The 21,510-nt window shown below is 67.1% G+C and carries 22 protein-coding genes; 8 read left to right on the top strand and 14 right to left on the bottom strand.

The features are described 5' to 3' along the window. Nucleotides 1-69: 69 nt before the first annotated feature. The gene (locus DU484_RS05530) at nucleotides 70-2,670 is read right to left on the bottom strand and encodes a peptidoglycan-binding domain-containing protein (RefSeq protein WP_157969502.1); all 2,601 of its coding nucleotides are present in this window, start codon (nucleotides 2,668-2,670) and stop codon (nucleotides 70-72) included. 245 nt (nucleotides 2,671-2,915) lie between these two features. Here DU484_RS05530 and DU484_RS05525 point away from each other — a divergent pair, with 245 nt between their 5' ends. After that, the gene (locus DU484_RS05525) at nucleotides 2,916-3,365 is read left to right on the top strand and encodes a universal stress protein (protein ID WP_114605327.1); all 450 of its coding nucleotides are present in this window, start codon (nucleotides 2,916-2,918) and stop codon (nucleotides 3,363-3,365) included. A 328-nt stretch (nucleotides 3,366-3,693) separates the two neighbouring features. Here the strand turns inward: DU484_RS05525 and DU484_RS05520 are convergent, their stop codons facing one another. From DU484_RS05520 to DU484_RS05500, 5 genes are all read right to left on the bottom strand, one after another. Continuing rightward, the gene (locus tag DU484_RS05520; RefSeq protein WP_114605326.1) at nucleotides 3,694-4,956 is read right to left on the bottom strand and encodes an RNA-guided endonuclease InsQ/TnpB family protein; all 1,263 of its coding nucleotides are present in this window, start codon (nucleotides 4,954-4,956) and stop codon (nucleotides 3,694-3,696) included. A gap of 158 nt (nucleotides 4,957-5,114) precedes the next feature. Beyond that, nucleotides 5,115-6,440 carry a hemolysin family protein gene (locus DU484_RS05515; RefSeq protein WP_114605325.1) on the bottom strand — a complete coding sequence of 442 codons (1,326 nt, stop codon included), beginning with the start codon at nucleotides 6,438-6,440 and terminating at the stop codon, nucleotides 5,115-5,117. 91 nt (nucleotides 6,441-6,531) lie between these two features. Next, nucleotides 6,532-7,761, bottom strand: coding sequence for an RNA-guided endonuclease InsQ/TnpB family protein (locus tag DU484_RS05510; RefSeq protein ID WP_114605324.1), 1,230 nt, complete (start codon nucleotides 7,759-7,761; stop codon nucleotides 6,532-6,534). Nucleotides 7,762-7,764: 3 nt separating this feature from the next. Further along, a complete protein-coding gene (locus DU484_RS05505) occupies nucleotides 7,765-7,914 on the bottom strand; it encodes a DUF2080 family transposase-associated protein (protein WP_114585475.1) in 150 nt (49 codons plus the stop codon). Between the two features lie 241 nt (nucleotides 7,915-8,155). Beyond that, nucleotides 8,156-8,527, bottom strand: coding sequence for a hypothetical protein (locus tag DU484_RS05500; RefSeq protein WP_114605323.1), 372 nt, complete (start codon nucleotides 8,525-8,527; stop codon nucleotides 8,156-8,158). Nucleotides 8,528-8,630: 103 nt separating this feature from the next. Here DU484_RS05500 and DU484_RS05495 point away from each other — a divergent pair, with 103 nt between their 5' ends. After that, nucleotides 8,631-10,583, top strand: coding sequence for a PAS domain S-box protein (locus DU484_RS05495; RefSeq protein ID WP_114605322.1), 1,953 nt, complete (start codon nucleotides 8,631-8,633; stop codon nucleotides 10,581-10,583). Here the strand turns inward: DU484_RS05495 and DU484_RS05490 are convergent. The 5 genes from DU484_RS05490 to DU484_RS05470 all read right to left on the bottom strand — a co-directional run bounded on the left by DU484_RS05490 (nucleotide 10,580) and on the right by DU484_RS05470 (nucleotide 15,002). Then, nucleotides 10,580-10,912 carry a DUF7521 family protein gene (locus DU484_RS05490; protein WP_114605321.1) on the bottom strand — a complete coding sequence of 111 codons (333 nt, stop codon included), beginning with the start codon at nucleotides 10,910-10,912 and terminating at the stop codon, nucleotides 10,580-10,582. The two genes, DU484_RS05495 and DU484_RS05490, sit on opposite strands and share 4 nt — an antisense overlap. A gap of 1 nt (nucleotide 10,913) precedes the next feature. Next, nucleotides 10,914-11,273 (bottom strand): winged helix-turn-helix domain-containing protein, encoded by a 360-nt coding sequence (locus DU484_RS05485; protein WP_114605320.1) that lies wholly within the window; start codon nucleotides 11,271-11,273, stop codon nucleotides 10,914-10,916. 74 nt (nucleotides 11,274-11,347) lie between these two features. Continuing rightward, the gene (locus DU484_RS05480; protein WP_114605319.1) at nucleotides 11,348-12,667 is read right to left on the bottom strand and encodes a hypothetical protein; all 1,320 of its coding nucleotides are present in this window, start codon (nucleotides 12,665-12,667) and stop codon (nucleotides 11,348-11,350) included. A 129-nt stretch (nucleotides 12,668-12,796) separates the two neighbouring features. Further along, the gene (locus tag DU484_RS05475) at nucleotides 12,797-14,593 is read right to left on the bottom strand and encodes an L-aspartate oxidase (RefSeq protein WP_114605318.1); all 1,797 of its coding nucleotides are present in this window, start codon (nucleotides 14,591-14,593) and stop codon (nucleotides 12,797-12,799) included. Between the two features lie 115 nt (nucleotides 14,594-14,708). Beyond that, nucleotides 14,709-15,002 (bottom strand): hypothetical protein, encoded by a 294-nt coding sequence (locus tag DU484_RS05470; RefSeq protein WP_114605317.1) that lies wholly within the window; start codon nucleotides 15,000-15,002, stop codon nucleotides 14,709-14,711. Between the two features lie 165 nt (nucleotides 15,003-15,167). Here DU484_RS05470 and DU484_RS05465 point away from each other — a divergent pair, with 165 nt between their 5' ends. After that, complete coding sequence (locus DU484_RS05465; RefSeq protein ID WP_114605316.1) at nucleotides 15,168-16,916, top strand: receiver/sensor box histidine kinase; 1,749 nt, start codon at nucleotides 15,168-15,170, stop codon at nucleotides 16,914-16,916. A gap of 44 nt (nucleotides 16,917-16,960) precedes the next feature. Further along, the gene (locus tag DU484_RS05460) at nucleotides 16,961-17,416 is read left to right on the top strand and encodes a ferritin-like domain-containing protein (RefSeq protein WP_114585154.1); all 456 of its coding nucleotides are present in this window, start codon (nucleotides 16,961-16,963) and stop codon (nucleotides 17,414-17,416) included. 41 nt (nucleotides 17,417-17,457) lie between these two features. Here DU484_RS05460 and DU484_RS05455 read toward each other — a convergent pair whose 3' ends face one another. Further along, complete coding sequence (locus DU484_RS05455) at nucleotides 17,458-18,501, bottom strand: NAD(P)-dependent alcohol dehydrogenase (RefSeq protein WP_114605315.1); 1,044 nt, start codon at nucleotides 18,499-18,501, stop codon at nucleotides 17,458-17,460. A gap of 100 nt (nucleotides 18,502-18,601) precedes the next feature. On the opposite strand from DU484_RS05455, the gene DU484_RS05450 reads away from it, so the two are divergent. From DU484_RS05450 to DU484_RS05440, 3 genes are all read left to right on the top strand, one after another. Continuing rightward, nucleotides 18,602-19,666 carry an amidohydrolase family protein gene (locus DU484_RS05450; protein ID WP_114585152.1) on the top strand — a complete coding sequence of 355 codons (1,065 nt, stop codon included), beginning with the start codon at nucleotides 18,602-18,604 and terminating at the stop codon, nucleotides 19,664-19,666. Further along, a complete protein-coding gene (locus tag DU484_RS05445; protein ID WP_114605314.1) occupies nucleotides 19,666-20,457 on the top strand; it encodes a metal-sulfur cluster assembly factor in 792 nt (263 codons plus the stop codon). Before DU484_RS05450 ends, DU484_RS05445 begins: the two co-directional genes overlap by 1 nt. A gap of 104 nt (nucleotides 20,458-20,561) precedes the next feature. Then, nucleotides 20,562-20,840 (top strand): hypothetical protein, encoded by a 279-nt coding sequence (locus tag DU484_RS05440; protein ID WP_114585150.1) that lies wholly within the window; start codon nucleotides 20,562-20,564, stop codon nucleotides 20,838-20,840. Between the two features lie 36 nt (nucleotides 20,841-20,876). Here the strand turns inward: DU484_RS05440 and DU484_RS05435 are convergent, their stop codons facing one another. Continuing rightward, entirely contained in the window at nucleotides 20,877-21,086 is a 210-nt protein-coding gene (locus tag DU484_RS05435; RefSeq protein WP_114605313.1) for a hypothetical protein, read from the bottom strand. Beyond that, nucleotides 21,086-21,232, bottom strand: a complete 147-nt coding sequence (locus DU484_RS19930) for a hypothetical protein (RefSeq protein WP_187347768.1) — start codon at nucleotides 21,230-21,232, stop codon at nucleotides 21,086-21,088. Before DU484_RS19930 ends, DU484_RS05435 begins: the two co-directional genes overlap by 1 nt. An 89-nt stretch (nucleotides 21,233-21,321) precedes the next feature. Here DU484_RS19930 and DU484_RS05430 point away from each other — a divergent pair, with 89 nt between their 5' ends. Continuing rightward, on the top strand, nucleotides 21,322-21,507 hold the full coding sequence (locus DU484_RS05430; RefSeq protein ID WP_114585148.1) for an HVO_2922 family protein: 186 nt from the start codon (nucleotides 21,322-21,324) through the stop codon (nucleotides 21,505-21,507). The last annotated feature ends 3 nt before the right edge of the window (nucleotides 21,508-21,510 follow it).

Raw genomic sequence — 21,510 nt, 5'->3', positions numbered from 1 at the left:
TGCCGCGCGATGGTATATAAACGTTGGACGGCGCTTCTCAGATTTGATTTCGGCGGCGGGCCGCGGGGCTCAGGCGCCGTCGCCGTCGCCCTCACCCTCCTCGTCGCTGACGACCTCCTGGCCGGGTTCGAGGAGGCAGAAGCCCTCGGAGTCGCCGGCGCGGTGGCCGCGGTAGTTGTTGTTGACGATCACGTTGTCGGCGACGTCGAGGTCGACGATGTAGCCACAGGACTGCATGCCGCTCGTGTCGAGCGTCCAGTGGCCGTCGCCGCCGCCACGGGCCCGGACGGTCGTCGATCCGCCGGGGGTTCGCTCGGTCGGCGTGGCGCCGCCCGCCGGGCCGCCGGGGTGGACCTGGAAGCGGTAGGGTGCCCAGCCGGTCGGCCCGGCGCGGAAGTGTTCGTCGTCGGCGGTGAACGTCCCGCGGACCGTATCGCCGACGGTGAAGAAGCCACACTCGTCGGCCGATTCGGGGGTGCCACTCCCGCCGGGCACCACTTCGGTGATGTCGAGTTCGGCGTCCGGAGCGGTGTTGTCGAGGCGGATCACGGCCTCGGACTCGGTCGTCCCGTCGGGGTAGGTGATGGCGGCGGCGTCGACGGGCGACCCGTCGCCGCGTTTCGCCTCGATCTGCAGGTCGTACACGCCGTCATCGCTCGTGTGCCAGACGGCGAGGAGGTGCTGTTTGACGCCCGGGACGTACGTGTAGAAGCCGTCGCCGTCGACGGTCATGGGCTGGAAGGTTCCGGGGTTCGCGTAGGTGGCGACCCGGAACTCGTTGGTGAGCGGCCGGTAGGCGCTGTCCGGGGCGTCGTGGGGCTTGACCGAGATGCGGTACTTCAGGCTGTTCGGGCCGCTCGCGGACGGGGAGATGCCGTCGGGGCGGCCGGTGATGGTCACGCGCCCGCCGAACGACGCCTCGGTCGCGTTGACCGACCCGCCGCTGGACACGAGCGGGCCGGTCGCGGTGCCGGTCGTGGGGTTCCCCGTCGACTGCTCGATGTCCGTCGGCACCACGTTCCCCAGCGTGCCGACTTCGAGCAGGCCCTCGCCGGGGTCCGGTCCCGGCGGCACCTGGACGAGCGTCTCGTGGCGGTTCCCCCACGTCGGGACGAAGTTGGGGTCGTTCGACGGTGGCTTCCGGTTCCACGACACGACGGCGCGGATCGTGACGAGGCTGGGGCCCTCGTCGCACGGCTGTCGGTGATGACTCAAGTCAGCGGGCAGGTGGACGGCGTACTGGAGGCCGTCGCTCGGGAGTCCCGGGATGTCGTGGACGGTGACCGACCCCGTGCCGACGTGGGTCCACGTCCCGCCGCTCGCCGGCTTCTCCCAGAAGGCGACGTACTCCGGACTGCCGGCGGTACAGAGGCCGCCGGAGTAGCCGGAGGGGCGCTTGATCGTCAGCAGGCCGGTGAGGAGCCCCCGTCGGAAGCCCACACAGTCCAGTTCCTCGTAGCTCGTGTTGCCCGCCGTGTCGAACAGATCGTCGACCAGGTCGTCCAGATCGGGCGCGAGTCCCTCGGGGAGGTCGACCTGCGGACCGTCGGGGTACGGCACCGGGATCGGTCCCGGGAAGGGGGCGGGCGGCGTCGGTCCCTCGGGACCGGACGGTCCGCTCGGGCCCGAGGGGATCGGACCGCTCAGCAAGCGCTTGAACTCCCCGAATCCGGCCCGATGAGCCGGGACGCTCGTCCCCTCGTACGCCGTGAGCAGCTGCGTCGGGGTCGGTGACGGCGGGTCGAACGGCATCGAGGCGTCAAGGTCCACGCCGTCCAACAGGTCGGAGCCGAGCAGGTCCTCGTCGACGAGGTCGCCGACCGTCGGTGCCCGGGGTTCGAGCTGGATGTTCGCCTCGTGACGGTTCCCCCACACCGGACGGAACGTCTCGTCGCCCGCGGGCGGTTCGACCGACCAGCTCAGGATCGCCCGCACCTTCGGCAGGACCGCCGAATCGCACGGGTCGAGCTCCTGCTCTAGCTCGACCGAGACGGCGTAGTCGACGGGCTTCGGCCCCGGCATGTCGTACACGCGGGTCGACGCGACACCCACGTCCTCCCAGTTTCCGTCGCGGTCCCGGTCGACGAAAAAGCGGACGTACTCGACGGAGCCGTCGGTGCAGACGTCGCCGCCGTAGCCGGCGTCGCGCTCGACGCTCACGACGGCTTCGAGCTGGCTCGTGCCCGGGTCGTACCCGACGCACGTGACCGACTCGTAGCGAGTGTCCCCGATTTTCTCGACGACTGGCTCGAAGTCGAGCGACGGTCGGTTGCCGAAGTAGTTGGGGTTCCGCGTCACGAACCGCGCGAACTGCGAGCGCGTCTCCTCGACCTCGGGGGCGTCCACTTCGAGGCCCAGTTCCTCGGCCGTCTCGGCCGTGACGGCCCCCGTCGGCGACAGGCAGTGTTCGTGCTGGAGGTCGGCGACCGCCTCCCGCGTGCGACGGCCGAAGGAGCCGTCGACGGGGCCGACGTCGTAGCCACGATCCGCGAGGCGGTCCTGCAGTTCCGCGACGGCGTCACCCTCGGCGCCGAGCGTCAACGTCATCGCGTGCCACCCGGGGACGGTACCGTCGGGGATGTGCCACGAGCCACGTCGGTCGAACGCGATACGTCTACGTCGGGAGGCGTGGAACGACGCCCCGGTGCCGTATTCCTCATTATTATTCACCGATGAGCCACGGCGGAGCGTACAAATGATACCTGAATAAAACTATTGGCCGATCAACCATTTCGGCGGCGTGAGCGACACGGCCACGCGACGGTTGGCCGTACGCGGCGGCGACGGCCGGACGGAGCAGTTGCCGGCGCTCCGACGGGTCACCGACCGTCCGAGACCCCTCGAAACGGGGCGGGAGCGGGGGCGACGGGGCTGTAGGCCGATACTATAAGACCGAGCCCGATGAAACCCGAGGCGTGACCCTACTGGTGCCATTCGACGGGTCGGCCCTCGCCGAGGCGGCCCTGCGGCGCGCCCGCGAGTTCGCCGACTACCGGGACGAGGCGGTGGTCGCGCTGACGGTCGTCCCCGAGGACGAGTCGTTCGCGACGGACCGTGGCTGGATCGAGCCCGGTGAGCCGTACGATCCCGAGGCGATCTGCACGGAGTTCGAACTGCGCGTCGGGGAGATAGACGCCGACGCGACCTTCCGGTGTGAGCATCCGCCGCCGAGCGAGCATCCGACGGCGACGACCATCGACAACGTCACCCAGACGATCCGGTCGGTCGCCGCGGAGCTCGACGTGTCGATCATCTTCGTCGGGAGCGAGAACGCCGGGCGTGTCTCGATGCCGGTGACGAGCGTCGGCGGCCCGCTCTCGACCGACGCGAAGTACGACGTCCACATCGTCCGGCGGACGGAGTAGGGGTCAGCGGCTCTGTTGAAATCCTATTTTCTCGACACCTTTCTTGCCGGAATAGCCGTTAGGCAGGTTGGGGATTGATACTTAGAGAAATCACCAGTTTCGATGGATATTATGCGAACGTGCTGCATATACAGCGCGTATCTGGTATCGTAGTAGTCCATCGATTCGCTTTCATGCGAATCTCATTCTCTGCCGGTCGAGGGTCGCTGGACCTCCGACCGGCTACCATAATCCCGATCAGTCTACCAGTAAACTACCCCACCCTACTCGCTCACGGCTTCGCCGTTCGCTTCGTTGAGGGTGTCGTCAGAAGCGGAGCCTCTGACTGCTAACCAGAACCTTCGGTTCTGGTGATGGGGCTTTCGCGTGGACTCCCGTTCTGGCCTTCACAGGCAGGCGAATACTCGCCGTTCACGTTCAGCGTCCCGCGATTCAAGCGCACGTTTACGGGTGCGCCTCCGCCCGACGACTTTTGCGCCGAGCGGAGATACTTTACACCGATATTCTTCGCCGCGTTGTAGTCGGCGTTCACTTCATAGCCGCACTTCTGGCAACAGAATCGCTCTTGTGTCTGGCGGTTTTCGCGGAGCGTCGTCCCACACTTGGAACACCGCTGGCTCGTGTATGCGGGACTCACCTGTTCAACCGAGATGCCGACGACTTCGGCTTTGTATTCGACGTACTCGAACAAGCGTCGGAACGCCCACGCGTGGAACTTCTTGGCGTTCGGCATCCGCTCACGAATCCCCGTCAGGTTCTCGAATGCGATCACGTCACAGCCGTTCTCGACGGCTTCCGCGACGAGTTCCTTCGAGACGGTATGTAAGAAGTGGTCGTAGCGACCCGTCTCGGTGCGTCCGACCGACTGGATGGTTTCGTGAGCGGCCCGCGTTCCACGCTGTTGAAGCGACCCCCGTCGTTTCTCGAACTCGCGGTGCCAGTGGTTCAACTCCGATCCGTTCCAGAACGAACCTGTCGAAGTGACGGCGACGTTCTCGATGCCGAGGTCAACGCCGAGGACTGTGCTGTGCCCGTCGTTGCCTTTGTCGGCAGTCTCGGACTCCACGTCCGCCTTTGTTCGGACGTGAAGGTAGAACTCACCGTCGCGGTAGTGGAGTTCCCCACCCGTCACTTCGTAGTCATCGTTGAACAGGTACTCCGAGTGGGGCGTCTCGCGGCTCTCGTCGGGGAGGACGTACTTAACCGTGATACGCCCGTCGACGGTTGAGAGCGTCGCGTGGTCGTCGTTGAACGTCGCACATCGCTTGTCGTAGACGAGCGTCGGGGCAGTGAAGTGCGGCTTCCCTGCATCGTCACCTTGCTTCCACCGAGCGACGACGCTCTGTACGGCGTCGGCGGCCCTGTTGCGAGCGTTCTGAACGAGGTTCGCTTGGAGCCTCGTTTTGGCCCGTACGTCGTCGTAGGTTTCGCGCTGGAGTTCGGCTTTGCTTGTGGTCTTGTACTCGCCTTGCCACGCGTGGTCGACGACGTAGTTGGCGGCCCACAGGAACTCGGAGATGGTTTCGTGGAGAAGGTCGGCGTCGCTGTCGGCCACGTCGAGTTTGACGGGGACGGTGCGACGTATCTCCATCCGTACTTCAGATGTGAGTCTATGTCTTTATATTAGTCACGATTCAGTGGGGGAGTCGGCCAGCCATCGAGCGTGGTTGGTGTAGTACCGAGTCGGTTTCCTCTCCGACCTACTCGCTCGCGACGCTCGCTCCTTGAGGTCGGAGGCTCCTCCTTGCATTACGCTGAATCATCCGCTTCACGTTCGTGGATCCAGACCGTCGAAATTCGGGTCCCCTCAACGTTCGTCACCTCAATGGTGTACCCGTCGACCTCAACGCGATCGCCACGTTCTGGCGCACGGTTGAGTTGCTCGAGTACCAGTCCACCGATGGTTTCGACCTCTTCACTTGTGAAATCTCCCTCGATCGTGTCGTTGATTTTCGATAACGGGACACTGCCGTCGATGTCGTACCCCTCATCGCCACGCCGACGAATCGAGGGTTCACGCTCGTCCATATCAAACTCATCCCGGAGGTCTCCAACGAGCGCCTCGACGACGTCTTCAACCGTTGCAATCCCCTCAAATGCACCCCACTCGTCGATAACTGCGGCCATTTGCTGTTGATCTTCCCTGAACTGCCTCAGGAGATCGCTCAGTGCCATCGTCTCAGGAGCGATGACAATCTCGCGGGCGATGTCGCCGACTATCTCGGCGTCACCGTCCTTCACCTCCGCTCGGAGCACGTCCTTGACGTCTACGAATCCGATCACTTGGTCGCTGTCGTCGGCATCAAGAACTGGATAGCGCGTATGACCAGTCTCAAGGACGATCGACTGGAGGTCGGAGAGCGAGGCATCGGCGGGAACGCTCACCACGTCCGGTCGTGGAACCATGACCTCCCGCACCACGACGTCGTCGAGATCGAAGACCCGCTCGATCATCTTCACCTCTGCAACGTCGATGTCTCCTTCCTCGCCGGATCGAGTCAGCACCCGAAGGAGCTCCCGCTCGCCGAGCGTCTCGTCCGTTTCGGAGGCGGGTGGCACGCCGAGTGCTCGCGTGAATGCGTTGGCAGCCCCGTTGAAGACGACGATTCCTGGATAGAGGATGTAATAGAAGACCTTCATCGGCGGGGCGAGGAACAGGGAGAGTCGCTCGGTCTGGGCGATTGCGAGCGTCTTCGGCGCGAGTTCACCGAAGACGACGTGGAGGAACGTGATGATACTGAAGCCGATTGCGAAAGCGACGAGATGGATGAGACCCGCCGGGAGAATCGGTTCCAATACGGGTTCGATGAGCGCCGCCACGGCGGGTTCGCCGACCCACCCCAACCCGAGCGAGGCGATGGTAATGCCGAGTTGCGTCGTCGCGAGATAGTCGTCAAGGCTCACCATCACTTCTTGGAGCGTCCCCGCGCCGGGGCGTCCCTCCTCAGCAAGTTGTTCGACCGATGTCCCTCGTATCCGTACGAAGGCGAACTCTGCAGCGACAAAAAAGCCGTTCAACACCACCAGAGCCAGCGCAAGGACGACTTGCGCCAGCGAGAGCGCGACATTTACCATCGGTGGGGCTGGGAGCTGGGTTTGCTCGATTGTCGTGTGTCCATATGGGTGCCTCTCGTTCCGTCTACTAAATTATGTGAACTACCCCACCCTACTCGCTCACCGCTGACGCGGTTCGCTCCTTGAGGGTGGGGCTTCCTGTTTCCACGACGCGCTTTCCAGACACAATGGTGTCCACAGGGAGCGCAGTCTCCACAGGCGTTGATTCGGAGTATCCCACTCCTACGTCTTCGAGACCGCGAGAAAGAATATTCCACGCCGCATTCGCGTCCCTGTCCGCCTCGAACCCACACGACGGACACGAGTGTTCGCGAACCCACAGCGGCTTGTCCGTCTTGACGCCGCAGGACGCGCACTCCTTCGTCGTCTCTTTCGGGTCAACTGCGACGAAGTACGTCCCTTCGCGCTCGCACTTGTATTCGAGCATCCGCAGAAACGTCCCCCAAGCCGCTCCTGCCCGGTTCCGCGAGTTGCCCGGCAGTTCGACCAACCCCTTCGCGTCCAAGTCCTCCACAGCCACGAGGTCGTACTCTAGGGCGTAGTAGTTCGACAACTTGTGAAGGAAGTCCCGACGCTTCCGCTTGAGGTCGGAGTGTCGTTCGGCAACGACCTGCCGCTGTTTCTCCCAATTCTCAGAGCCGTGTTCCTTCCGCGAGAGATCGCGTTGAGCGCGTTCGAGTCGTTTGCGCTCCTCGATGAAGTCAGGGCTTTTGATGGCGTACCCGTCGGTGTCGTGTGCGTACTTGAGGATGCCCACGTCGATTCCGACCACCCTCTCGGGGTTCTCCAGCTTCTCTGGTGTATCCTCGTTCACGTCGATACCGAACGTGGCATACCACTCGCCCGTGGGTTCGCGTTTGACCGCGACTTGTTTGATGGTCGCGTTCTCAGGGATGTCTCGGTGGAGGTGAATCGGGATCTCGCCGATCTTGCTCAACCACAACGTGGGCCGACCACTCGTGTTCTTGAGTTCGAAGCCGGACTGGTTGTAGGTGAGCGACCGATACTCCCGGGGTGGTTTCCACTTGAGCATCCCCACGGCGCGTCCGTTCTCCTTCTGTGCTTTGAGCGTTGAGAGGTTGTCGTAGACGCGCTTGACGACCATCTGGAGAACTTTCGAGTGGACATCTCCGAGGTCGTCCCACCACGTTTTGAGGTCGGGGAGTCGCCCCTGCACCTCGTAGCGAGCGGGAATGTCGTCTGCCTCGTTGAGCAGGTGGTGGACGTGATTGTACAGTTGCCTACAAGTATCGACGTGGTGCAGAAGCTCCTCTTCGAGGGCTTCTGACGGGGTGAGTCGATACTTGTAGTTGTAGTGCATAGGCTATTCGTCTGAGTCGGGGTCGGAGACGCGGACGACTTTCACGTCGGCTCCGCGCCAGCGTTTGGGGACGATGACGTGGGCACTATTTCCCGACGGTTTTGCAGTTCCGTCGAGGACTTCTTCTCCTTCGATTTCAAACCTATCCATCACCGATGTATAGACTTTGGATAGACATAAAGGTGGGAGTGGCCTGTGGGCCGAGCGGCGAACGTGTTTGAGAATCGTGCGGCGTTCACGAGAGCAAAGCTCTCGTGTGCAGACGAGACGCGGAGCGTCTCGTCAACGCTGTATCCCCTCCCTACTGCGCTACTCGGTCGCTTCGCTCCCTGCGTTGCTTCTTAAGGAAGAGGACTTAGCGCCTAATTACAGTGAATCGTCAACTTCGTTCGGGTCAGCGGCCCCGCCGGGTCGACACCCGCGCCACCGGGTTTCCCCAGCCGACGAGGGCGCAGCCGAGCAGGCCGCCGTAGGTCACGAGCCCCCACGCCGCCGCGCCGACGAGCCACGGCGCCCGCGGGACGAGGACGGCGGCGGCGACGACGACGGCGACGGCGCTGACGACGGGGACGCCGCGCCGTTCCCAGCCGGTTGCGAGCGTCGGCGACGCGAGGAAGGCCCACTCGAGCACGAGGGCGCCCGCGACGCCGACGGCGGCGGCGAGTGGCCGGAGAAAGGGCGTGACGCCGACAGTGCGGACCCCGACGACGACGAGGGCGGCGAGGGTCAGGACGGCGAGGAGTCCGTCGCGGCGGGCGTCGGCCATACGGGCGGACGGGCCTCGGAGACCAAAGCGTTCACGCCGCCCAGAATCAGCCCTGAAAACTCGGCCAACGCTCATAAGACGCTCGTCCCCCAACGAGTGGTAGATGGACGCCAGTGGCTACCGAGAGAAGATTTACGACATCTTCACCGGTACCGACGGGGACGCCGACGTGACCGCGCGGGTAGAGCGGGCGCTCGACGTCGGAACCGAGTATCTCGGGCTGCCGATTGGCTTTCTCACGCGACTCGACGACGGGTCGCAGGAGATCGTCGCGGCCACGGGGAGACACGAAGGGATTCAGGCCGGGGAGCGCTGCCCGCTGGACGAGGCGTACTGTCGGCGAACGATCGAGGTGAAGGGGACGCTGGCGGTACAGGACGCCACCGCGTCGTCGTCGGTCAGCGACCGGGCGCTGCAGGCGTTCGGGCTGGGGGCCTACATCGGCGTCAAGATCACCGTCGACGACGAGACGTACGGGACGGTCTGTTTCGCCGCCGAATCGGAGCGGTCGGCGCCGTTCGACGAGACGGAGGAGGTCTTCCTCGAACTGCTTGGGAAGCTGATCGGGCAGGCACTCGAACGGCGGCGATACGAGCGGGAACTGGAGGCACGGACCGAACGGCTCGAACACGAGAAAGCGCGGTTCGAGGGCATCGCCGAGACGAGCTTCGACATCCTCTTTCGGCTCGACCGGGCTGGCGCCTTCACCTACGTCTCCTCGGCGGTCGAGCGCGTACTGGGCTACGAACCGGCGGAGCTGATCGACACGCCGTTCGCGGCGTGGCTCGACGGGGCGTCGATAGACGACGCGTTGGGGGCCTTCGATCGGACGGTCGACGGCGAGACGGTCGAGGACCTCGAACTCGACTTCGTCGACGCGGCGGGCGAGCGGGTCGTCGTCGCGGTGAACGCCACGCCGATCCGCGGCGACGACGGAGTGGTCGGGGTGCAAGGCGTCGGTCGGGACGTGACCGCGCGCAAGGAGCGCGAGCGCGAACTGCGGCGGAAGACCCGCGCGATGGACGAGGCGCAGGTGGGCATCTCGATGGCCGACGCCGACGGCGACCTGCCCATCGTCTACGCCAACGAGGGCTTCGAGCGCGTGACCGGCTACGACGCCGCGGAGATTGTGGGCCGGAACTGCCGGTTCCTACAGGGGGAGGCGACCGACGAGTCGACCGTCGCCGAACTCGGCGCCGCCGTCGACGCCGGAGAGCCCGCCTCGGTCGACCTGCTCAACTACCGCGCCGACGACTCGCCGTTCTGGAATCAGGTGCGACTCAGCCCCATCGAAGGGCCGGACGGCGACCTCACCCACTATCTCGGCTTCCAGACCGACGTGACCGAGCGCAAGCGGACCGAACAGCTCGTGCGCCTGCTCAACCGCGTGCTCCGGCACAACCTCCGCAACGACCTGAACGTCCTGCTCGGCGTGGGCAATCATCTCCAGTCCGGGCTGACCGAGGACGACGACGTGAGCGAACTCGGCGACCGGATCGAGCGGACCGCGAACCGACTGATGGGGACGAGCGAACAGGCCCGCGAACTGGAGCGGTACGCGCGTCGCGAGCGCGAGCCCCGACGACTCGACCCCGCGGCGCTGTTCGACGCCGCGACGAACGACCTGCCGGCGGGAGCGACCGTCGACGTCGCGGTCCGGACCGACCGAGATGTCTGTGCCGGTCCCGAACTGGAGCAGGCGCTGACGGAACTCGCCGAGAACGCCGTGACACACGACCCCGGTGACGCGCCGCGGATCGAACTCGAAGCGACGGACGACGGCGAGTGGATCGAACTCGTCGTCAGGGACGAAGGCACCGGTATCGACGACATGGAGGCCGCGGCCATCGACGCGGGCGAAGAGACCGATCTGGTCCACTGCTCCGGGCTGGGGCTGTGGCTGGTCAACTGGATCGTGACGCGCTACGGCGGCTCCTTCGGGATTCGCGCGCGGGACGACGGGACGGGATCGGTCGCGTGCGTCAGACTTCCCGCCATCGACGACGACACGCCGGTCGATGCCGTCGCGCGACGGCCGACCGTCCTCTTCCGTTAACCCTCCGAGACGCGGCTGCCGGCCGCGAGGTGGAGCGAGTAGGCGATGAGTACCAGTCCGGCGAGTTGGAGGATGCGAACGAGGAGCCGGAACACGTCCTGAAACCCGAGGGTGACGACGTGGAAGGCGATCAGTCCCTGCCCGACGACCGCGAGCAGGTAGGTCACGCCGAAGAGGACGATCATGCCGGCGGCGAGATACCGCATCGCGGGCTCGTCGTTGCGGCGGAGGCCGCGGTAGGCCTGATAGCCGATGTAAAGGCCGACGAGGGCGGACCCGGTCGCCGCGACGCCCGCGAGCAGGTCGACGAGTGGGGCGGCGGCCACCATCTCAGAACTCCCCCCAGAGGCGCGTGAGTTCGTCGGCCACGTCCGTCTCGGTTCGGTCGACGGTCCAGTCGATGTCGCCGTCGTCGACGACGAGTTCGAAGCGCTCGATGGCGGCCACGTAGACGGTGTCGTGGTGGCCGTCGCTCCGCGGGCGCGTCCGCTCGTCGAGCAGGTCGGCGTCGACGAGGCGGTCGACCCGGCGGTAGACGGCGGAGGTGGAGACGCCACAGCGCTCGCTCAGTGCCGCCGCCGACAGCGGCTCCGCGCTCGTCGCCGCGAGGATGGTCCGGACGTGCTCGTCGTCCAGCAGGCCGACGAGCGTGGAGAGGTCGGGGTCGTCCGCCACGGATGGATCGGTCATCGGTCCGGGAAATAAATCGCCCGCCCACCTCGGCGGGGCGGGCGCCGGTTCGTCGGTCGGGGGCGATGCGACAATCACGACGACCCCTCCAGCGGCACTGCGAAGACGGGGCGGCGCGTCTCACCGGGACCGTACAGCAGTTCGAGGCGGGCCACCGGTCGGGGGTCGGCGGCCGCGTACGGGTTCGCCGCCTCGTGGTCGATGTCCCCGTGCGGGATGGCTTCGACCGTCGGCGTCGCGGGGAGGGAGAGGGTCACGGCGTCGCCGGCGGCGAGCGTCTCGCCGTCCGTCGGGAGCGGCCGCTGCTCGGCGAGCACCAGCCAGCCGTCCGGCACGTCGGCGTCGAACGTGTAGCCGAGGGCGCTCGTCGGGACCGAATCGCCCGCCTCGTGACGGACGGTCACCGCGGACGCGTCGGTGTCGGAGGCGTACCCCCACGTGATCTGCGGCGGATACGGTGGCGTGATATCGACCGGATCGATGCCCTCGCCCGGGGGGATGCGCCCCTCCACGATCACGAGGCGGCCGTCGATCCGGAAGTCGGAGTGTTCGACTTCGCGGGTCAACACCGTCCCGTCGACGGCGCGGTCCCGGAGTTCCGACTCGGGCGGCGTCCGCCCCTCGGGGTAGAGAAACGTCATCACGTGATACGCGGTGTCGCCGTCGAAGCGGAAGCCTTCACATTTCTGCCAGTAGCGCTCGTCGCTGGGCGGGACGTACTCGACCATGCGGCTCTCACCGACGGTGTCGGTGAGGCGGGCGACGCCGGCGTCGGCGTCGTGGTAGCGGGTCCGCCGGCCGGTGCGGGCGTCGAGCAGCGCGTCGATCCGAGGGTGGTCGTGGACGCGCTCGCTCGACCAGACGACGACGCCGTCGCCGACGGCGGCCCGGCGGGGCACGTCGTCGCGGGTGAAGCGGTCGTAGTCGCCGTCCGATCCCGTGGCGGCGTAGCCACTGTCCGTGAGCGTCTCGCCGACAGCCTCGGCGTCGAACTCGCCCGCGAGCACCGTGCCGAAGGGCGTGTGGAGGAGACGGTCGTAGTTCGCGTAGCCGATTCCGAAGTGATCGAGGTGGCTCAGGAGTCGCTTGCGTGGCGTGGTGAACCGAACGGGCGCGGGGTAGTCGAGGGCGCCGGGGCGGCGGAACAGGTAGGCGTACCCCTCGGCGTCGACGCCGTCGACGGCCGACGGAGCGGGGAGCCACCGTCGGTACCGTGGTGGGTCCGCGTCGGGAACGTCGATGCGGCCGAATCGCTGGGCGGAGCCGAGCGGCGGGAGGGCCGACGTACAGCCGGCCGTCGCGGCGACGAAGCCGGCCGCGACGGCGCCCGCGCCGCGGCGGAGGAACGCGCGGCGCGTGGGGGACGCGTCGTCAGCGGGGGTGTTGGGGACCATCGCAGGAACGCCTACGGCCCACGGGATCATTACGTTCGGTGACGGACCGTGCCACCGCGCAGTTCGTCGAAGGATATATACGTGTGGTCGGGAGGAGGAGTCGTCCGACCGGTCCGCGTCCGTCGCTGATCACTCCAGCTGGTGGTAGTCGAGTTCGTAGCCGGCGTCCAGTGCGTCTCGAACCGCCGCGCTCGGCTCGTCGACGGGCGTCGTCGAGAGCGCCATCGCCCCGAGAGTCCCCCGTTCGACGACGACGTTTCGCCGCCAGTCGGGGTCGGTGTCGGGGTAGTCGGGGCGGTGGTGGGCACCGCGCGATTCGGTGCGCTCGTGGGCGCTCCGGAGGACCGCCTCGGCGACGAGCAGTCCGAACTGGAGGTTCAGCGCGAACTCGAACGAGCGGCTCGTCCGGTCGCCCACGTCGAGGTCTATCGCCCGCCCGCGGAGCGCGGTGAGGGCGTCGAGGCCGGCGACGAGGCCCGCCTCGTCGCGGTGGATGCCGGCGTGATCCCAGAGGATCTCTCGGAGGTCGTCGAGCAGGGTCTCGGGAGGCGTCGAGCCGTCGCTCCCGGCGAGGGTGGCGAGGTCGGCGAAGTGGCGGCGGGCGGCGGTGTGGAGCGTCGCATCGGCGTCGGCATCGTTTCCCTCGGCCAGCCGCGCCGCGATGGCATCGCCCGCCACCTGTCCGTAGGCGATGGTCTCGGCCAGCGAGTTGCCGCCGAGGCGGTTCGCCCCGTGGACGCCCGCCATCGTCTCGCCGACGGCGTAGAGGCCCTCGATGTCCGTCTCGCCGTCGTCGTCGACGACGACCCCGCCCATGCCGTAGTGGGCGGTGGGTGCGACTTCGACCGGTTCGGTCGCCAGGTCGACGCCGAGGTCCGCGAACCGTTCGTCCATCCGGGGGAGGCGCTCGCGGATGAACGCGGGGTCGCGATGGGAGATGTCGAGGTAGACGCCGCCGTACTCGGTGCCGCGGCCGGCCGCGAGTTCGGCGTCGATGGCGCGGGCCACCACGTCGCGGGCGTCGAGTTCCATCTGGTCGGGCGAGTACCGCTCCATGAACCGGTCCCCCTGCGCGTTGTAGAGGTGGCCGCCCTCGCCGCGGACGGCCTCGGTGACGAGGCGGCCGTCCCACTCGTCGCCGTAGCGGGCGCCGACCATGCCGGTCGGGTGGAACTGGACGAACTCCATGTCCATCAGGCGGGCGCCGGCGTCGTAGGCGAGCGCCGGCCCGTCGCCCGTGTTCTCGTCGTCGCGCGAGGAGTGGCGACGGTAGAGGCTCGTGTACCCGCCCGCCGCGAGGACGACGGTGTCGGCCTCGAACAGCAGGAAGTCGCCGGTGTCGAGGTCGGTGGCGGCGGCGCCGACGATTCGTCCCTCGTCGGTGAGCAGTTTCGAGACGAAGACGTTCTCGCGGTAGGGGATCGACAGCGACTGCGCCCGCTCGACGAGCGTCTCCAGCAGCGACTCGCCGGTGTGGTCGCCGGCGAAGGCGGTCCGGCGGAACGACTGCGCGCCGAAGTAGCGCTGGTCGATGTCGCCCTCGTCGGTCCGGCTGAACGGCATCCCCCACGCGTCGAGTTCGCGGAGGAGGCCGGGCATCCGCCGGGTCACCGCCTCCACCTTCGCGGGGTCGTTGAGGTGGTGGCCCTCGTTCAGCGTGTCGGCGGCGTGGACGGCCCAACCGTCCTCGGGGTCGTGGGTCCCGAGGGCGCCGTTGATGCCGCCGCGCGCCCACGTCGTGTGGGCGTCGCCGTGGCGCCGCTTGCCGACGACGAGGATATCGGCGGGATCGACGCCGCGATCGACCAGTTGGATGGCCGTCCGGGCGCCGGCCGCGCCGGCGCCGACGATCAGGACGTCGACGGCGTGGGTTTCGTAGTCGACCGAACGCGAGTCGTCGCTCGGCGGTCGGGAGGATTCGGTCATACCTACTCTAGGGCCGAGAGCGGCATCACCCCCGCGACGCGGCCACAGAGGGTGGCCACGCGTCCGATTCGGGGAGCGATTTCGTGACGAACGGCGGTCCCGGTCCGTCGGAGCGTCAGCCTCTTTTGACGACGTATCGGCGGATGGCGACGGCGACGACGACGCCGTAGACGAGGGCGGGACCGAATCCGACGACGGCGGCGAGCGTCGTCGGATCGGTGTCGGGGAAGACGGGGTACACCGCCGGCAGGAGGACGCGGATGGAGCCGACGATGATCACGAAGCCGACGGCGACGACGACCAGAACGCCGACGACGGCCAGGGCCATCGTCGGGGCGTCGCGTCGGATCGACGAGAGCGGATCGGTCACGGTGGTCCCCCGTGGGAGTCGGCGGTCCACGGCGGACACGCACTCGGGGCGATTCTCGACGGTATCATCGTCTACACACGGGACCCGACGGCCGTATATCTGCCGCCCGGACGGGATTCGAAGGGATCACTTCGATTCGAGTTCTCACGAATGATTCCGAAAGCCAGTGACCTATATGTGCCGAGGCCGAAGTACACCGAACGAATGGAGCGAGTGTCGGCACGGACGAGTGGTACGGTCATCGCCGTGGCCGGGCTCGTGCTCGCAGTCGTACATCTGCAGTCGGCCGTCCGGCTGCGGGCGTCTCCGCGGCTGCTCGTGGTCGAGGCGGTGGTCCCGCTGGTGTTGGCGCTGATCGTGGCCGGCATCGGCGGACTGCTCCGCGAGGAACGACTCGGCCCGGCGCCCTTCGCCGACCGGACGCTCGGCTGGACCGTGGTTGGAACGGTGGCGCTCGTCGTCGCCGTGGGCTGGCTGTTCGCCGACGCCGCGATCCGTGGCCAGTCGGTACCCGGGGCGAGGCGCACGGTGCTCAACGCCGCCACGCTCGGCGCCGTCGTCGGTCTCGTCGTCGGCATCTACGACGCCCGCGGGCAGTGCCAGCGCCGACGCGCCGAGCAGTTGACCCGCATCAACGACACGCTCCGCATCGCGACCCAGGAGATGGTAAACGCCACCGAACGGGACGAACTCGAAGCGGTGGTCTGTGAGCGACTGACCGATACCGGGATCTACGACGGCGCGTGGATCGGCCGCTACGTCCCCGGCGACGAGTTCGTCCGGCCGTCGGCGTGGGCAGGGCACGACGACAAGTACTTCGAGCCACTGGAGGTTGCCATCGACATCGACAGTCAGACCGAAGGGGGACCGGGCAGCGAGGCGATCCGAACGGGGGATCTCCAACCCATCCAGAACGTGTTCGCGGAGCCGAGCCTGGAGCCGTGGTGGGACATGCTGGCAGAGAAAGGCGTCGAGTCGATGGCGGTCGTCCCGCTCGTCGGGAGCGAGCACGCCCACGGGTTCCTGACCATCTACGCCAACCGCGCCAACGTGTTCGACACCCGGGAGTGTGAGGCGCTCGCCGAACTCGGCGAGAGCATCGGGCACGCCATCGACTCGATGACGGCCCGGAAGCAACTCGGCCGACGCGAACGGGAACTCGCCAGACAGAACGAGCGCCTCGACGAGTTCGCGAGCGTCGTCTCCCACGACCTGCGCAATCCCCTGAACGTCGCCCACGGCAACCTCGAACTCGCGCGGATGGACGTGGACGACGACCGTCTCGGCCGGGTGGCGGACGCGCTCGACCGCATGGACGAACTGATCGACGACCTGCTCACGCTGGCGCGGTACGGGCGGACCGTCGACGACGTCCAGCCCGTCGACGTCCGGTCGGTCGCCGAACGGGCGTGGGCGACGACCGAAACCGAGGGTGCCCAGCTCCGATTCGACGACGACCCGGGAACCGTCGAGGCCGACGAGAGTCGACTCACGCAGGTGTTCGAGAACCTGTTTCGGAACAGCGTGGAGCATAGCTCCACGAGTAGCCGGGCGGAGCCCGGCGACAGCGTCGAACACGGCTCCACTGGTAGCCGGACGGAGTCCGACGACAGCGTCGAGCATGGCTCGACGAACCGTCGGCCGGCCGCCGACGAAGGGGTGGAGTTCACTCGCGGCGGGGAGACGGACGCCGCCGTGACCGTCACCGTCGGGCGCACCGCGGACGGGTTCTACGTCGAAGACGACGGTCCCGGCATCCCCGAATCGGAGCGCGACCGGGTGTTCGAAGGGGGATACACCACCGCCGACGGCGGGACGGGGTTCGGCCTCAACATCGTCCGGACCGTCGCGGAGGCACACGGCTGGACCGTGGCCGTGACCGAGGGAGCGGCCGGCGGCGCGCGATTCGAGTTCACCACCACCGGCGCCGAGGCGACGAGGCGGGAGCGCTGACCGGGAGAACAGTTTAGCGTCGATGGTGCGTAGCACGAACCGGCATGACCTCCGACCGTGTCGTCGAACTCCTGCGTAAGGCGTACGGCGACGAAATAGAGACCGTGATGAACTACCAGACGAACGCGATCGTTCTCGACGGCGTTCGGGCCGAGGAGATCAAGGAGAGCCTCCAGCAGGACATTCAGGAGGAACTGGGCCACGCCGAACAGCTCGGACAGCGCCTCAAACAACTGGACGCGCGCCCGCCGGGATCGGCCGACTTCGTCGCCCGACAGGACTCCCTCCAGCCGCCCGAGGACTCGACGGACGTGCTCTCGGTCATCCGCGGCGTCCTCGACGCGGAAGAGGACGCCATCGAGACGTACCGTGCACTCATCGATGCGGCCGAAGAGGCGGACGATCCGGTGACTGAGGACCTCGCAGTGACTATTCTCGCCGACGAAGAGGCCCACCGCACCGAATTCCGCGGATTCGAAAAGGAATACCGGACCGAGTAGTTCCGGCGGCGGGACAACCGGTCCCCGGAACTTCCCTCTCCTCACGGCGGCACGATGACCGCCCGACCCTCGATGTCGCCGTGTTCGAGGCGTTCGGCGACGGTGTTGATCTCGTCGAGGTCGTAGCGGGAGGTCCGAAGCTCCACGTCGCCGCGGTCGACGAGGGCGACGAGTTCCTGCAGTTCGGCGTACCGGCCCACGAGCGTCCCGCGGTACGCGAACTCGCCGTTGACGAGCGCCTGCGACGGTTCGTGGATGTGGCCGCCGTAGCCGACGACGTGGTGGTCGCCGCCCGCGGCGACGATGTCGGGGGCGTAGCCCGTCGTCACGTCGGCGCCGACGAAGTCGATGACTTGCTGGGCGCCGGCGCCGTCGGTGATCGCCTCGATTTCGGCGGCCACGTCGACGCTCGACGGATCGACGGCGTGGTGGGCGCCGAGGTCCGTCGCGAGGTCACGGGCCGCCGCCTTGAGGTCGAGGGCGGTGATCTCCGCGGCGCTCATGGCGTCGAGACACTGGAGACCGATGTGACCGAGGCCACCGACGCCGATGACGACGGCGTGGTCGCCGGGGTTCAGTTCGGCCACCGCCTTCTTCACCGCGTGGTAGGCGGTGATGCCGGCGTCGGCGTGGGGCGCGATGTCCGCGGGGTCGACGCCGCCGGGGAGCGGGATCACCGCCCGCTCGTTCGTGTGGAGATACTCCGCGAACCCCCCGTCGGTCGTCAGCCCCGGGAACTGGGCGTTCTCGCAGTACATGTCCTCGCCCAGCCGACAGGGCCGACAGGTGCCACAGGTCATGTGCGGGTGACAGATCACCCGATCGCCCACGTCGACGATGTCGACGTTCTCGCCCACCTCGACGACCGTCCCGGCGTTCTCGTGGCCGAGCGTCATCGGGAGTGGCTGGGGGGCGTACTCCTCCCACATCCCCTCGATGATGTGGTTGTCGGTCTGACACCATCCGGCGCCCTCCACCTCGACGATCACGTCGTCGGGGCCGTCGGCGGTCGGCCGGTCGACGTCGTCGATGGAGAGCGCGTCGCTCATCTCCTCCGTGTACGCGTGCAGTCGTGCCGCGAGCATGTGTGAGGCGTTCACTCGCGTCGACAAAAGCGTTCCTCCGCCGACATTCATGAACGACCACAATAGTTATTTGTTGTCATTCCTCACGGTCGGTCGTAGTATGTACGAGTACGAGGGAGAGGACGTGTTCGTCATCGACTCGCATCTCCACCTCTGGGATGCGACCGAGGAGAACATCGTCCACGAGGGCGGCGAGCAGTTCATCCAGTGTTTCTACGACTACCACACGGCGTTCACGCCGGAGGAGAAACAGTGGTCGCTGGAGGAGTACCGCAAGTACGGTGCCGACCGGATGAAACAGGATCTGTTCGGCAACGCCGCGGTCGATATGGGTATCTTCCAACCAACCTACCTCACCGACTTCTACGACGAGGGGTTCAACACGGCCGAACAGAACGCCGAACTCGCCGAGGAGTATCCCGAACGGTTCGTCCTCAACGGCACCTTCGACCCGCGGGACGGTGAGGAGGGGCTCGAATACCTGGAGGAACTGAACGACAAGTACGACCTGCAGGGGGTCAAGCTCTACACGGCCGAGTGGCGCGGCGACTCGAAGGGATGGCGCCTCGACAGCGAGGAGTCCTTCAAATTCCTAGAGAAGTGCGCCGAACTCGGCATCCGGAACATCCACCCGCACAAGGGGCCGACGATCCGGCCGCTCAACCGCGACGCCTTCGACGTGGCGGACGTGGACGACGCCGCCACCTCGTTCCCCGAACTCAACTTCGTCGTCGAACACGTCGGCCTCCCCCGACTGGACGACTTCTGCTGGATCGCCGCTCAGGAGCCGAACGTCTACGGCGGCCTCGCCGTCGCGGCGCCGATGGCCGTCCACCGCCCCCGGAAGTTCGGCGAGATCATGGGCGAACTCCTCTTCTGGCTGGGCGAGGACCGCCTCCTCTTCGGCTCCGACTACGCGCTCTGGAACCCCGACTGGCTGGTCGACGTGGTGATGAACGCCGAACTGACCGACGAACAGCGGGACGAGTACGGCGTCGAACTCGATCTGGAGACGAAAAAGAAGATCATGGGCGAAAACGCCGCGGAGCTGTACGACATCGACATTGAGGCCAAAAAAGAGGAGTTCGAGTCCGACGACGTGACCGAGGAGTTCGGCCTCGCGGACCACTACGCCGGGTCGAGTGCGGCGCCGGCGGACGACTGATGGCGGTGGATTCGCGGGGCGGTGACGGCAGAGTGACCGAAGCGGCGGTCCGAGAGCGACTCGACCGCGTCACCGACCCCGAACTCGACACCTCCATCGTCGAACTGGAGTACATCGACGAGATTCGGATCGACGGCGACGAGGTGGACGTCGCCATGACCCTCCCGACGGCGTGGTGTTCGCCCGCCTTCGCGTGGATGATGACGACCGACGCCCGCGACGAAGTGGAGGCGCTTCCGGACGTCGACCGCGCGCGGATCGACCTCCGCGAGCACATGCACGAACGGGAGATCAACCGCGGCGTCAACGAACGCCTCTCGTTCGGCGAGGCGTTTCCCGACGCCGACGGGAGCGTCGAACCCGTCCGCGCCGAACTCGACGAGAAGGCGCGGATCGCCCGCCAGCACGACGCCACCGGCGCACTCCTCGACGCCGGCCTCGACGGCGGACAGATCGTCGCTCTGACGCGCGCCGATCTCGATCTCGATCTCGACGGCGACGACGACGCCCGCGTCTGGGTCCGCGACGGCGGCCTCGCGGTGACCGTCGACGCCGACCCGCTGGAGCGGTATCTGGAGAAAGCCGAGGCGACCGGTCTCCTCGACGACGACCACCCCGAACTGTTCCGGACGCCGGAAGGGGAGCCGATCGATCCCGACCAGTTCGAGACGGTGCGCCACCGGACCCGGCTGGCCGGCGTCAACATGAGCGGGCAGGGATCGGTCTGTGACGCGCTCCACGAATCGCGCCGCGCCGAGGACCGCCCGCCGCTGTCGATGCGGTCGGACTAACGGCGGTCCGGCGTCGGTTCAGACCCGGGCGGCGCCGCCGACGCGCGTCGTCCGGGAGACACCGTGGCTTTCACACCGTCGCGACGAGTACGCCGTTGGGAACGGTGTCGCTCGCATCCATCGGGCTGAGTGCCTTCGCGCTGGGACTGCTGGGACTCGGCTACGTGTTCGCGTTCCGCGTCGAGACGGCGCTCGCCGTCCAGCGGCGGTACGCGGAGGCGCTGAGTTCGATGCCGCCATCGGAGCATCCCGACTACTACGAGGACACCCGCGAGCACCGGACGTGGGTGTTCCGACTGGGCGGGGCGGTGTTGCTCGGCGTCGGCGCCGTCCTGCTCTCGATGGTGGTGTACGGGACGCTGTTCGTCGCGTCGTTTCCGTAGCGGCGTCGGGGACGCCGACGGGCGTCGACCGGTGACCTACAACAGCCCCTTCGGTCCCGGCGGCGGTCCGCTGGGGCCGTCGCGTTCGCCGTCGCCCTCGTCGTCCGGTTCGCCGTGACCGGATTTTTCCAGTCCGTACCGGCCGCGGGCGGCGAAGTCCCGCGGGTCCCAGCCACACACGGGGCAGGCGCCCTCGTCGTAGTCGAAGTCGACGCCGCAACCGAGACACTCGTTCTCGGCGCCCATCAGTCCCGTTCTCCGATACCAGCCCGACCGAGCCCGTAGCGACCACCCTGTCGCCACGTCTCGGGGCGCCAGCCGCAGTTCGGGCAGGCGTCGTGTCGGTAGTCGAACGGTTCGCTACACCGTTGACAGTCGGCCGTCAGTGTCATGTGTGTAACGGTAGCACGGATCGAACCTAAGGATTTCGCCGGGTGGTCGCCGACGGAACACGTAAACCCCCCTCGGTCGAACGACGACCATGGCGGGCCAACCGGTCTTCGAAGTTTACGAGGACAGGGGCGAGGAGTGGCGGTGGCGACTCGTCGCGTCGAACGGCAACATCGTCGCCGACAGTGCCGAGGGCTACGCGTCGAAACAGGGGGCGAAACGCGGCATCCGGTGTGTCAAACGGATCGCCCCCGACGCCGAGGTAGAAGAGGAGTGAGGG

The sequence above is a fragment of the Haloplanus rubicundus genome (assembly GCF_003342675.1).
In the GTDB taxonomy this organism is placed as follows: domain Archaea; phylum Halobacteriota; class Halobacteria; order Halobacteriales; family Haloferacaceae; genus Haloplanus; species Haloplanus rubicundus.
Note: the sequence above shows the minus strand (reverse complement) of the source record. Positions and strands in the feature narration are given on the sequence as shown.